At 62.7% G+C, this 11488-nt stretch carries 15 protein-coding genes; 8 read left to right on the top strand and 7 right to left on the bottom strand.

Annotation, left to right across the window (positions count from 1 at the left end; translation table 11 throughout):
* Positions 1-48: 48 nt before the first annotated feature.
* Positions 49-333: a hypothetical protein gene (locus DV706_RS05270; protein ID WP_006066166.1), complete on the bottom strand. Its 285-nt coding sequence runs from the start codon at positions 331-333 to the stop codon at positions 49-51.
* A gap of 136 nt (positions 334-469) precedes the next feature.
* Between DV706_RS05270 and DV706_RS05265 the strand changes: the two genes are divergently transcribed.
* The 4 genes from DV706_RS05265 (at position 470) to DV706_RS05250 (ending at position 2665) form a co-directional block, all read left to right on the top strand.
* Positions 470-871, top strand: coding sequence for a 30S ribosomal protein S6e (locus DV706_RS05265; protein WP_006066167.1), 402 nt, complete (start codon positions 470-472; stop codon positions 869-871).
* 26 nt (positions 872-897) lie between these two features.
* Positions 898-1335: a DUF7112 family protein gene (locus tag DV706_RS05260; RefSeq protein WP_006066168.1), complete on the top strand. Its 438-nt coding sequence runs from the start codon at positions 898-900 to the stop codon at positions 1333-1335.
* A 121-nt stretch (positions 1336-1456) separates the two neighbouring features.
* Complete coding sequence (locus DV706_RS05255) at positions 1457-1885, top strand: DUF5807 family protein (RefSeq protein WP_006066169.1); 429 nt, start codon at positions 1457-1459, stop codon at positions 1883-1885.
* 81 nt (positions 1886-1966) lie between these two features.
* Entirely contained in the window at positions 1967-2665 is a 699-nt protein-coding gene (locus DV706_RS05250; RefSeq protein ID WP_006066170.1) for a hypothetical protein, read from the top strand.
* Positions 2666-2813: 148 nt separating this feature from the next.
* Here DV706_RS05250 and DV706_RS05245 read toward each other — a convergent pair whose 3' ends face one another.
* The 4 genes from DV706_RS05245 to DV706_RS05230 form a co-directional block, all read right to left on the bottom strand.
* A complete protein-coding gene (locus tag DV706_RS05245) occupies positions 2814-4061 on the bottom strand; it encodes a DHH family phosphoesterase (RefSeq protein WP_006066171.1) in 1248 nt (415 codons plus the stop codon).
* Between the two features lie 50 nt (positions 4062-4111).
* The gene (locus DV706_RS05240) at positions 4112-4579 is read right to left on the bottom strand and encodes a universal stress protein (RefSeq protein ID WP_006066172.1); all 468 of its coding nucleotides are present in this window, start codon (positions 4577-4579) and stop codon (positions 4112-4114) included.
* A 110-nt stretch (positions 4580-4689) separates the two neighbouring features.
* Positions 4690-5472, bottom strand: a complete 783-nt coding sequence (locus DV706_RS05235; protein ID WP_006066173.1) for a histidinol-phosphatase HisJ family protein — start codon at positions 5470-5472, stop codon at positions 4690-4692.
* 129 nt (positions 5473-5601) lie between these two features.
* On the bottom strand, positions 5602-7038 hold the full coding sequence (locus DV706_RS05230) for an ATP-binding protein (protein WP_006066174.1): 1437 nt from the start codon (positions 7036-7038) through the stop codon (positions 5602-5604).
* 182 nt (positions 7039-7220) lie between these two features.
* On the opposite strand from DV706_RS05230, the gene DV706_RS05225 reads away from it, so the two are divergent.
* Both DV706_RS05225 and DV706_RS05220 read left to right on the top strand, forming a co-directional pair.
* On the top strand, positions 7221-7589 hold the full coding sequence (locus DV706_RS05225; protein WP_049889795.1) for a universal stress protein: 369 nt from the start codon (positions 7221-7223) through the stop codon (positions 7587-7589).
* A gap of 2 nt (positions 7590-7591) precedes the next feature.
* Positions 7592-8155, top strand: a complete 564-nt coding sequence (locus tag DV706_RS05220) for a GNAT family N-acetyltransferase (protein ID WP_006066176.1) — start codon at positions 7592-7594, stop codon at positions 8153-8155.
* 13 nt (positions 8156-8168) lie between these two features.
* On the opposite strand, the gene DV706_RS05215 is transcribed toward DV706_RS05220, so the two are convergent.
* Positions 8169-8630: a universal stress protein gene (locus DV706_RS05215; protein ID WP_006066177.1), complete on the bottom strand. Its 462-nt coding sequence runs from the start codon at positions 8628-8630 to the stop codon at positions 8169-8171.
* A 198-nt stretch (positions 8631-8828) separates the two neighbouring features.
* Here DV706_RS05215 and DV706_RS05210 point away from each other — a divergent pair, with 198 nt between their 5' ends.
* On the top strand, positions 8829-9653 hold the full coding sequence (locus DV706_RS05210; protein ID WP_006066178.1) for an MBL fold metallo-hydrolase: 825 nt from the start codon (positions 8829-8831) through the stop codon (positions 9651-9653).
* A gap of 28 nt (positions 9654-9681) precedes the next feature.
* On the opposite strand, the gene DV706_RS05205 is transcribed toward DV706_RS05210, so the two are convergent.
* A complete protein-coding gene (locus DV706_RS05205; RefSeq protein ID WP_006066179.1) occupies positions 9682-10695 on the bottom strand; it encodes a DUF5787 family protein in 1014 nt (337 codons plus the stop codon).
* 149 nt (positions 10696-10844) lie between these two features.
* On the opposite strand from DV706_RS05205, the gene DV706_RS05200 reads away from it, so the two are divergent.
* Entirely contained in the window at positions 10845-11477 is a 633-nt protein-coding gene (locus DV706_RS05200) for a histidine phosphatase family protein (protein WP_006066180.1), read from the top strand.
* Positions 11478-11488: the final 11 nt, after the last annotated feature.

Below are 11488 nucleotides of genomic sequence, written 5' to 3'. Positions count from 1 at the left end.
GCAGGGACGAGTCGCGCTCGCGTCGGACCTGACGGGCAACGGTTTGTCTCAGTCGTGGTCCCGGTACTGTCGAATCCCGAACTGCCCGTAGCCACCATAGGCGAGTTCGAGCGAGCCGATCCACCAGTTCCACCGCTCCGGCGGGGTACCGTCGGGTGCATCCGACAGCTCCTCGATGACGGCGTCGGTCGTCAGTGTCGCACCGACGTCAGCCTGATACTGGCCGGAGTCTGCGAGGTCGACGGCCTGGCGAACGACGACACGAGACTCTCCCGTCGTCCCGCCAAACTCCTCACACAGACGACTCTCGAGTCGTTCGGGATCGATGAACACGAGTGGGCGTAGGCGGGCAACGCACTTGACTGTTCGAGCCCCGAACACCGTCAACGGCCGGGACCGAAGCCGATCACAGCAGACAGTTGTAGGTCGTATCGATGTTCTTTTGAGCAACGGCCGTCTTCCGTCGAACATGGCAAGTTTCACTGTCGTCGTCGGCGATCCCGATTCCGGGTCGTCCTACCAGCTTGAGGCGGAAGAACAGGACGCAAACCGGTTTATCGGCAAGTCGATCGGCGAGGAAGTCGACGGCGGGGCAGTCGGCCTCGACGGCTACACACTCGAGATCACCGGTGGCTCAGACGAAGCCGGGCGACCACTCAACCCGGAAGTCGCTGGCTCGAACCTGCAGGAAGTGCTGATGAAAGAGCGACAGACGGGCTACAAGCCATCGCGTGACGGCGAGCGTCGCCGCATCACAGTTCGAGGTCGTGAAGTCTCCGACGTCGTCGCACAGATCAACGCCACGGTCGTCGAGTCCGGCAGCACCGACATCGACACGCTTCTTGGCGACGGCGAAGACGCCGACGAATAACTCATAGCCGAATTTTCAGTTCGTCAATGGCAGACCGAATTTCGAGCGACCACCCGTCAGTGCAGACGGTCCGGTCGACGTGTACAGAGACGGCAACCGGTGTCCGTCTCGAGGTACCGGCCGACGATCGCGATGCGTTCACGACCGACGAGGTCGTCCGAGTCGTCCTCGACGGCGACGAGTGTTTCGCACGGGTCGAACGAGCGCTAACCGGTGACGACCTCTCGGTCCCCGGCATCTACGAAACGCCGGACGAGGCCCGTGACCCAACTGGCGCGACGGATCGACTCGTCGACTGGATCGACGGCCACAGCGTCTCGATGGGTGGCTCGGTCCTGATCGACGTCATCGAGCCCGAGTTCCTCTACGGACTTCGCTCTCCTGGAGAGACCGTCTACTACGACGCTCGAGAACCCCCAAGTAGCAGTCTGCAGGATATCGCGTCGGATCTCGAAGAGCAGTGATCCGCCCGCGGGTTCGAGAGGCGACGCCACCGGTAGCAACGGGTGTTCGACCGCCGACAGCGGCCGGCCGTCGGGAACCAGTATAGCGCCTTTTTTCCACCTCGAGCGGAAATACAGGGGTATGACTGACCCACGCGAGGAGTTTCTAGCCGGCGAGCGACCGGACGATGTCGCGTTGTTTCTGGCCGACTCGTACGTCTCCGACGACCGCTTGGCGGAGTTCGGCGAGCCCGTCGATGACGGCGTGTTGATCGTCGTCGACGGCGAGCGCGGCCGGAACGCGTTTCAGGCTGCAACCGGGATGGAGGCGATGCAGTTCGCCAAATCCGCGATGGATCTCGAGGGGATCATCGACGCGGATCTCACTGGCGGCACCTGTCCGGAGACGCCGGGTGACGGCGACCACGAGGTCCAGTTCATCTTCGCTTTCGCCGAAGAACAGAACGAAGACGTCGGCGGCATCTACGCCGAGGGCGATGTGATTCACGCGTACGCGCAGTGTACGTGTGGAACGGCGTACTCGGACCGCTGGAACCCCGCCGACGCGTAAGCGGCGGGTCGAAACAGCGGCGCGGACACTGGTCGGGCGCAAAGACCATTCTTTTGCGACCGGACGGCGTACACTCGAGTCATGAGTTCTTTCGAAACTCCACACGAGACAGGCCGTGGCTTCGGCCTCTCGAGTCGAGAGGTACAGGTGATCGGCGGCGCGACCGGGCTGATGACGATCACCGTCGCGCTGATGTACGTCTTTGCGGCGACACCGCTTGCGGTCGTCAACGACTACCTCTTTGCGTTCCCAATCGTCGGCGTGCTCGTCTACGGGGCGGCGATCATGGGCGGGGAGCTGATCGCCGAGCGCGGGGTCACGAACGGCGACATGGGGGTGGCGTTCATCGGCATGGTCGTCTTGCAACTGGCCTTCGGAATCTTCGGTGCCGGAATTATCTCGTTTGTCCCCCAAGAGACACAGCTGCTGGTGCTTGGCATTACAGCGGTGGTCACCGCACTGCTGACGGCGCTGATTTCGGGCTACATCTACGCACGCTCGACGACGTTCGAACACTGGGGTCGATTCGCGAACTACGCTTTCCTCGGCGGTGTCGGCGTGATCCTCGTCGGCACGTTCGTCCTGCAGGTGCTGTTGCTGGTCGGCTTCGTCCTCATCTTCCTGGGCTTTCTGCTTCGACTGGGCTATGAGATCTGGCAGGTTCGTGATCAGCGCAACGCCTCCGTTGCTCTGCAGACGATCGGCGTCTACATCGCCGTCGCTGGTGTCTTCGTCCACGTCCTCCAGCTCGTGATGCGATACGTCCTCTCTCAGGACTAAGTCGGTGTCGACGTCTCCCCTCGAGCGCTCGAGGGCATAGTAGCCACTGCAAGTCACTGCACCTGATTGCACGACAGCTGTGCGATCAGTGTATAAATCGGTTCAGTTGTTACGACAGTTCGCAGTTCGATTTGGGGTGGTGAGTCAGCTACTCGTCGGCCTGTTCGTCGTCCGCCGCGTCAGCCTCGGCGACGACGTCGCGGAACGCATCGAGGATGACCTGTTTCGTCACCGCGCCGCGGGTCGTCCAGTGGTTGGCGTAATCGAGCATGTCGTCGTAGATGTCGGGTTTACAGCCCGCAGCCTTCGGGTGGCCACCGCCGTTGACTTTGCCCGCGACCTCGTGACACAGCTGAAACTCGTCGGTGCCTCGAATCGAGGCCGAGCCGGCGGGTTTGACGACGACTGAGGCGTCGGCCCCCTGCTCGCGCATCGCTTCGGCGACCTCGTTCTGTGAACAGCGGCCGTAGGTGATCCCCACCGTGTAGCCACCGATTTCGCGGAACTCCGAGCGACCGACCGCCTGTTCGATGAGCGCTTCCTTCTCAACGCGGCGCTCCTCGAGGAACTCACCAACCCACTCGGGCAGGTCGACGCCGTACTCACGGACGACCTCGACGTACTCGGCGGGGTCGGTCCAGTAGGCGTAATCCGCGAGGTCGTCGCTGCGTGGGTCCTCGCGCAGCCAGAGGTCGTGATCACGCGTGACGGTCGCCAACTCCTCATACATCGGCCCGAACTCGTACTCGAGCGAGCGGTAAACGACGTCAGCACTGCACTCTTCGTCGGAGTCGCCAACGACCAACGTTGCCCCGGCGTCGCGCACCGACGCGGCGACGTCGTCGTCCCACTGGTGGTGGTCGTACCACTCGACGCTGGCTCCGGTCTCGAGGGCGGCCTCGAGTTCGTCTTCGACGTACTCGTAGCGATCCGGCGCGAGGTCACAGACGAAGATGTCGATGCCCTCGTCGCCGAACTCGGCGACACGGGCGAGTGCGTCCTCGACGTCGTGGGGGCTTGCGGGGATCAGGGCGACGCTATGTGGTGTCGGTTCGGGTTCCTCGAGTGGCTCGTCGACGTCGCCAGCGATGACGGGGTCGGCGGCGTCGTCGACGGCATCCGCCGCGTCGGTTCGCTCGTCGACGGGGTCGTCATCGTCGTCAGGCTCCGGGACGTTCTGGACGTCGTCGTAGGCCTCCCGAATCAGCGCGACGCAGGCGAGGCCGTCGGCGTCGGGGTCGGCGATGACGGCGACGTCGGCCCCCTCGAGGGCGGCAGCCGTCTGCTCGTCTTCGAGATCGTCTTCGAGGGTATCAGGCAGGAAAAAGCCAGTGCCCGGCAGGACCGACTTTCGGGCGAGCGGCAGATCGCCACTGTCGATAAGTTCGTCGTACATGGTTCGTCCTGCGGGACGGGCGGGGAAGTGACTTCCCCTCTGGCGTGGCGCTACTGGGCTGGCGCGTCGTCGGCCTCGTCTTCAGCCACCGGATCGAGCTGTCGAACGGAGAGAACGGGAACGGGTGAGGTGCGAACGATGCGTTCTGCGACGCTGCCAAGCAGGAGGCGGTTCTCGCCGTGACGGCCACGGGTCCCGGTCGCAACCAGATCGGCATCGATCTCGCGGGCGTACTCACAGATTTCGGCTGCGGGGCGTCCCTCGCGGACGGCAGCCGTAATCTCGACGTCCTCGTCCGCCCGATCCTCGACGGTCGCAAGTGCGGCGTCAGCGGTCGTCTCGAGGGCGGTCCGGAGTTCGTCCCGGAGCTGTTGGGGCGAGGCATCGACCTCGCTGGCATCGACGACCGAGAGCGCATGGATGTCGGCATCGAAACGATCCGCGAGATCGAGTGCAACGTCGACGGCTCGTTTGACGCTCTCGGAGCCATCAGTGGCGACGACAACCGTATCGAACATATGTCGTAGTTACGACTGGGGTGGCTTAAATACCGGCGCCTCTTCGACGCGCCTGGCTTCTGGCGCTGTCGGCGACGCCGTGATCTCGGTACAGCAGGCTGTCTCAGACCTCACTCGAGCCCGGGTGGTTTGACCGGTTCGAGTGCCCGTGACTCGAGATATGTCTCGAGAAACGCGGCTCGGTCGCCGATCTCGGCTGGGCGATGAGAGTCTGAGCCGACGGTGACGGCGACGTCATACTCCCGGAGCAGTTCGAGAAACGAATCGCTCGGGTGGACGATCGCTGCGTCGGCGGTCGCACGTCCGACGTTGATCTCGGGAACCGTCCGCGAGTTGGCCAGTGCTCGGGCGACGCGCTCGTAGTGAGCTGTTGTGGCACGGCCTCGTAACGGTGGGGTCCGTTCGATCAGGTCGAGATGGGCCGCGACGTCGAACAACTCCGACTCGATCAACGAGACGAGCGCTTCGAAATAGTCGTCGACGATCGCATCACGCGTCGTCTCGCTCGATGCCGTGAAATTGCTCGACACCTGCACGTTCTGTCCGTTGATGACGTGGACGCTCCCGATCGTGTACTCGAACTCTGCATCGTCGAGAAACTCACGAATCGCGCGCTCGTCCCGGGGGTCGTAATCCATCTCGACCCCATCGTAGATCTCGAGTGAGACGGTCGTCCGATCACGGAGGGCTTCGATCGCCTGTCGCCGTCGCTCGTAGGTCAGATCCAGATTAAAGCCATAGACGCTGCGGACGGCCGCCGGCCCGCCGCGAGCCGAGATCGTACAGTGGTCAGTCAGCCCAATCCCCTCGAGTCCGGCTGCATCGGCGGCCTGCACCATGCCCTCGAGAAACCCCCCGTCGGAGTAGTTCGTATGCGTATGGAAATCGTGCATACGACGACGACACCGGGCTGACAGTTGGGCGTTTCGCCCGTGAACCCACGTTGACGCCGTATACGGACACCGGTCCGTCAGTGCCGGTGTACCCGCGACGCGTGCGAGGCCACCGGGACAGCAGACAGTTCAGTGGCTATGATCGTGATCGTGGTCGTGGTCGTGGTCGTGATCGTGATCGTGGTCGTGTGAATGACCACTGCCATCGCTGCCGAGGTCGCCGCCCGCGACGAGGGCATCGTGGTCGCCACCCATCATATCCATGTTTTTCAGCGTGTCTCGCTCTTCGAACTCTTCGACGGCGTTCAACAGATCCTGCTGGGTCAGCGTCATCCGGTCCTCGGTCAGGGCCTCGAGGACGGCTTCTCGGAGGACCATCCGGAGGTCACTACCAGTTAGTCCCTGGGTAACCTCGGCGATAAGCTGCGGATCGAACTCTTCGATGTCCATCGTCCGCGTGATGACGCCGAGAATATCTGCCCGCATACCGTGATCGGGCTTGGGGAAGTTGATAATCTCGTCGAAGCGCCGCCAGGCGGCGTCGTCGAGCTGGTCCGGGTGGTTCGTCGCGCCGATGAGCAAGACGTCGTCATCGATCAGCGAGATGTTGTCGATGCTCTTGAGCAGGGTGTTGACGGCGCGTTTGAGCGCGGCGTGTTCGTCGCTGCGACGGGTTTTGGCGACGAAGTCGAACTCGTCGATAAAGAGAATACACGGCGAGAGCCGTTTGGCGACCTCGAACGTTTTGTCGACGTTTTTCGCCGTCTCACCGAGATACTGGCTCGTGATCATCGAGAGCTTGACTTCGACAAACGGCAGATCCATGTCTTGGGCGAGTGCCTGTGCCGTCGACGTCTTGCCGGTCCCCGGTGGGCCGACGAACAGCAGTTTCCCGATCTCGCGCAAGCCAATATTCGCGAGGTAGTCGCGGTGTTCGATCGCTTTGGCGATCTTGTCGAGTTCGTTTTCCTGATCGTCCGTGAGGACGAGCTCGTCCAAGGACATGTCGACCTCTTCCGGCGCGCGGACCTCGACGAGATCGAGCATCTCCTCGTCGTCTTCTTCGTCGAAGTACTCCTCGAGCAGCCCGTCGATCCAGACCCGATCGGCCTGAATCGGGCGGTTTTGCTCTCGAGCTTCCTCGTGGGTAACGTCGAACATGTCGACGAACTCCTCGTGGGTCGTGAAGTGTTTGGCCAGGGTCGGGTTCTCACGCAGTCGATCGTCGTCGACGCGTTCAGCGAACCACTGTTCGGCCATTGCTTCCTGGACGAGGGTAATAGTCCCCGAGAACTCGTCGCGATCGGTAAACATCAGCTCCGAGACGGCCTCCCAGGGTTGGTTGACACCCGTCGCCTCACGGGCAGTACTGTTCGTGGCTGAGAGCGGCCGACTGATGCCGGCGTGTTTGCGACCGTCCCCATCGTCGCTGTCGTTATCGACGCCGCCGGTCCAATATACCCGACGGAACGACGGTGGGAGATCGTTCTCATCCAGTGTCCGATCGTCCGAATACACGCTCGTCGTGAGCAGAAACTCCACGACATCGAGCGCCGCGTCACTCATTCCGTCAACGTATTCACCACACGGTCTTAACATCGTCGTCATACGCAACGCCTGCAAGTGACCCGCACTCACACGCGAGTATTCATCACGGTTATCGAAAGCGCTGGCCGGATGCCGGCTTGAGGAGATTTCAGAGGGGTTGCGGCACAACGGTTTTCGTCCACCGGTGCACACGCATGGGTATGAACGTCCTAGTGGGTCTCGTTGGAAGCGACGAATCGATCAAAACGCTTCGGCGGACGATCGATCGGACTCGCGAGATGGGCGACGATCTCACCGTCGCCATCGTCGACAAACCCGAGGCGAAACGCTCACAGGAGGAGATGAAGATGCAAGCCGAAAAACTCCTCACCGAAGCGAACATCGACGCAGAGATCGTCATCCTCGAGGGCGATCCGGGCAGTTCCCTGGTCGATTATGCCGAACAGGGAGAGTACGATCAGCTCGTGATCGGCGGCGGAACTCTGAGCCCGATGGGGAAGATTCAGCTCGGCCCCATCACCGAGTTCGTCCTGTTGAACGCACCGACGACGGTCAAACTGGTGCGATAACAATGGCTGGAACGCGACCGTACCCCGACGAGCCGGCCGGACCGTTCCCCTCGCCGACCACGGTTCTCGAGGACCGGGAGGGACGCCCCATCGAGATCAGTGCCGAGGCCGACTTCGGGGAGGTACTCGAAGACGTCGTCGAGATGTACGACCAGTTTGATCCCACCGACCGGGCACAGGGGATTCCACCGACGGGCGAATCCCGTATCCGCAACTGGCTCGAGACGATCGCCGACGAGAGCGTCAACGTCGTTGCCCGCCACGGTGAGGACGTCGTCGCACACGCAACGCTTGTCCCCGACACTGATGATCCGGAATCGATCGCCGACAAAGGCGACATCGAGTGGGAACTCGCGATCTTCGTCTTACAGGACTACCAGCGGGCCGGGATCGGGACGAAACTCCTCGAGCATCTGCTCGGGCACGCGAGCGACAGCGGCATCGAACGGGTGTGGTTGACCGTCGAGCGCTGGAACAATCCGGCGATCGCCCTCTACGAACGTGTCGGCTTCGAGTCGACCGGCACCGAAAGCTTCGAACAGGAGATGGCGATCCGACTCGAGTGAACTGAGACGGGAGCTACACCGAGAGAACTGGCTGACTCGCGTACGCGAGCACGTATTCGGCAGCTTTCTCGAGGACCTCTGATGTGGCGGTGTCGGTAACCGGTTCTCTAGGCAAGACGATGAAGTCGGCGTCGATCGCATCGGCAGTGTCGAGCGTGACGTTGCCGGGGTGGCGTGTCTTTCGTGTCTGTGAGAAGCCGTCGTCGACGGCGGTCACGAGTGGCACGTCTGCTGCATCTGCGACAGCCTGTATTTCGTCGAAAAAGCCCTGCGTATCCGTTGCGACGGTCTCTTCATCGACGGTGCCGGCGTTCAGCCCACGAACGACGCCGCGACCGAGTACGAACAGGACGTGGACCGTCGCATCATAGCGGTCGGCGACGGCAACGGCGTACTCGACGGCAGTTGCAGACTCTTCGCTTCCGTCGACCGGGGCGAGAACAGTATCGACGGTAAACGGCTCGCTGTCGTCCATACGCGGTGATGCGTGCCCCGTATTGAAAAAGCCACCCGACAAGCCCTGCCAGGCGGGGAGAGACATACCGTTTCTGGCCGCGTCGCCTGTCGGCGGGAGACGGTTCGTCTTGGTCGTGGGAAACACCCTTTATGCGACGGCTACCTATCACATCGCAATGAGCAACCTCGCTGGCGCGGTCGGAGGGGTGACGTGACGATGCGGGTGACGCTGCTCGGAACCGGTGACACGACTGGGACGCCCACTGTTGGCTGTGACTGTGACACCTGCGAGACGGCCCGCGAGCGCGGTATCGAGCGCACCCGGTTTTCGGTCCACGTCGAGAACGAACGCACGGGTGAGTCGCTACTGATCGATTTCAGTCCGGACTTTCGGACCCAGTTTCTGCGCGATGGTGTCTCGCTGCCGGATGCCGCCATCGTGACTCACATTCATTTCGACCATCTCGACGGGCTAGGCAACGTCTTTCGTGTCTTCGACGCACTCGACCTCTACGCGGCAAACGAAACCGATCCCAAGACAGGCAACAGCGTCGCCGAGACGGTCCGTGAGGACTACCACTACCTCGAGATGCTCGAGGTCCATCCGACGACGCCGCTCGAGCCAGTGGAAATCTGTGGGTTCGACGTGACGCTGGTGCCGGTCGACCATCCCCCGCTGATCTGTTACGGCGTCGCGATCGAGGATCCAGAAACGGGCGCGAAGCTGTCGCTATCCGGCGATACAAGCTACGACATTCCCGATCCCTCCCGGACGGTGCTCGCCGATCCCGATCTGTTGCTCGCGGACGCGATCGTCCCTGCCCATCTCTGTGAGTACCATCCGATGGGCGGTCGCCACGAGAACAACGACGGCGTCCCCCGGACGTTCGGGACGAAACACATGACGCGAGAGGGCGCGCTCGATCTCGCCGACGAGTTGAACGCTGAGCAGACGCGACTGGTCCATCTCGCCCACTACTACCCGGCCGACGAGGCGTTCGAGGAGCCACTGGCGGTCGACGGCGAGCAGTACGACCTCTGACTGGAACGCACAACTTATCGCCCGCTGTTCAGCCGAACTGATCCAGCCCCGATTGCTGGCGACGTTTGCCCGCTGGCGCCGCCACCCAGGGCGTTCGACGGTCACGCTCTGCCTCGAGATCTACCTCGAGGGCCGCTGCGGAGTCGTAGCCCGGACACGACGGCCCACACTCCACGCTGGCGTCAACGACGCGGTCGTACTGCTCACAGTAGGGCAGCGTCGCGCCGCTCGAGTCGTCGGCTCGACAGGCCCCACAGTCGGGAAATCCGTACGTTCGCCACCCCTTGCCGTAGGCGCGTTCGGCGATGCGTCGCCGCCGCCGGGCTTTCGCCTCGGGCGAGACGACGGCGATCTCGGTCCGCCCCGGCTGGTACTCGAGCGGCTCGATCCCTGGCTCGGCGGCGGCAAGCGGCGTCGGTTCGCGAACGACCTCGATCTCGAGTGTCGATGCGTCGCCGTCGCCGTCGCGGTGGACCCGCCAGACGCCGACCGCTTCGGGAATGCGGTGCAGATGCGCTCCCGTGACGTAGCTCTCGGTCGCGAGGACGATCTCGTCGACCAGCGCGAGGCTGACGTCCGTTCGGAGTTGGGCCTCGAGGTCGCCCGGCCGCTCGAGGTCGGGTTTGTTCTCGATGCCGACGAGGCGACCGTCCCACTCCGGATAGCGCGCGACCTGCCTGACGTACTCGCGGCCCTTGCGTCGGTCGCGTTCGAAAAAGCCGATCTCACAGGCTCGCTCCGTAGCTCGACGAGCACGATCAGGATGGCAGTCGAAGGCGTCTTTCCAGTAGCGTGCGCGGCCGGTGCCGACGGCCGACTCGATCGCCGCCGCCGGAATGGACGCGCTCGTCAGTTCGAGTCGCTCCTCGAAAGCTGGGCCAGGTTCGACACAGACGACGTCGAGGATTCGGCCACCGGGCTCGGCGACGCTGGCTCCAAGCTGGCGGGCGACGATGCCCGGCTGGTGGTTCTCGAGGTGGGCACACAACTCGAGTTCGAACGCGAACTCGGACACGGTTACAGGAACGAGAGCGACCGGCATAAGCAGGTTGGAACCGGAACGGACTCGAGTGGAAACGATGCCCGACTGTGGGACGGATGCCTCTATAGCGGACCGGAGCACGACCGTGCCGTATCGAGAGCACATATAATCGGTTAACCCGATCAAGCGCAGGCTCAGTACCGAGAGACGTGACTCAGGCAGACCATCCGAATACAGACGACGACCTTCGACTGTTACTCGTCAGGCATGGCGAATCGATCTACAACGAGCAGAACCGACTTGCTGGACGCACTGATGTCGAACTCAATGCTCGCGGCAAACGGCAGGCCAAAGCGCTCGCCGAACGGTTCCGAGACACGGAGCTCGATACCGTGTACTCGAGTTCGCTCAGTCGTGCGCTGGAGACAGCGACGATCGCGAGCGAACCACACGGGATCGACATCACGACGGTCGACACGCTCTGTGAACGCAGCTTCGGTCGACTCGAAGAGCGTCACAAACCCGCTGTCGAGCGCAGTAGGGCCGAGACGAACGTGAATCGAAGCGAATGGTGTCCACCCGGTGGTGAGACCAGACAAGACGTCGCAGATCGAGTTGTGCCGTTTGTCGAACGGCTCATCGACGAGCACCGTGGTGAGGTAGTCATGATCGTTGCTCACAGCGGCGTCAACAAGACACTGCTCGCCGCCCTCACGAGCGGGGATTGTATGTGGGGTCATCGAATCGCACAGAACAACACCGCACTCAACGTCCTCGAGTACAACGGCAGTTGGACACTCGAACGCGTAAACGACACCGCACATCTCGAGGCGCTCCGATAGTCCCTCTCAAA

Origin of the sequence: Natronorubrum bangense (assembly GCF_004799645.1) — an archaeon.
In the GTDB taxonomy this organism is placed as follows: Archaea; Halobacteriota; Halobacteria; order Halobacteriales; family Natrialbaceae; genus Natronorubrum; species Natronorubrum bangense.
Note: the sequence above shows the minus strand (reverse complement) of the source record. Positions and strands in the feature narration are given on the sequence as shown.

Bases quoted from the DNA above. Each gene is read 5' to 3' on its own strand.
- DV706_RS05240 (WP_006066172.1), bottom strand. From the start codon at position 4,579: ATGTTCGATACGGTTGTCGTCGCCACTGATGGCTCCGAGAGCGTCAAA.
- DV706_RS05210 (WP_006066178.1), top strand. From the start codon at position 8,829: ATGCGGGTGACGCTGCTCGGAACCGGTGACACGACTGGGACGCCCACT.
- DV706_RS05250 (WP_006066170.1), top strand. From the start codon at position 1,967: ATGAGTTCTTTCGAAACTCCACACGAGACAGGCCGTGGCTTCGGCCTC.
- DV706_RS05260 (WP_006066168.1), top strand. From the start codon at position 898: ATGGCAGACCGAATTTCGAGCGACCACCCGTCAGTGCAGACGGTCCGG.
- DV706_RS05245 (WP_006066171.1), bottom strand. From the start codon at position 4,061: ATGTACGACGAACTTATCGACAGTGGCGATCTGCCGCTCGCCCGAAAG.
- DV706_RS05265 (WP_006066167.1), top strand. From the start codon at position 470: ATGGCAAGTTTCACTGTCGTCGTCGGCGATCCCGATTCCGGGTCGTCC.
- DV706_RS05255 (WP_006066169.1), top strand. From the start codon at position 1,457: ATGACTGACCCACGCGAGGAGTTTCTAGCCGGCGAGCGACCGGACGAT.
- DV706_RS05215 (WP_006066177.1), bottom strand. From the start codon at position 8,630: ATGGACGACAGCGAGCCGTTTACCGTCGATACTGTTCTCGCCCCGGTC.
- DV706_RS05225 (WP_049889795.1), top strand. From the start codon at position 7,221: ATGAACGTCCTAGTGGGTCTCGTTGGAAGCGACGAATCGATCAAAACG.
- DV706_RS05230 (WP_006066174.1), bottom strand. From the start codon at position 7,038: ATGAGTGACGCGGCGCTCGATGTCGTGGAGTTTCTGCTCACGACGAGC.
- DV706_RS05220 (WP_006066176.1), top strand. From the start codon at position 7,592: ATGGCTGGAACGCGACCGTACCCCGACGAGCCGGCCGGACCGTTCCCC.
- DV706_RS05235 (WP_006066173.1), bottom strand. From the start codon at position 5,472: ATGCACGATTTCCATACGCATACGAACTACTCCGACGGGGGGTTTCTC.
- DV706_RS05205 (WP_006066179.1), bottom strand. From the start codon at position 10,695: ATGCCGGTCGCTCTCGTTCCTGTAACCGTGTCCGAGTTCGCGTTCGAA.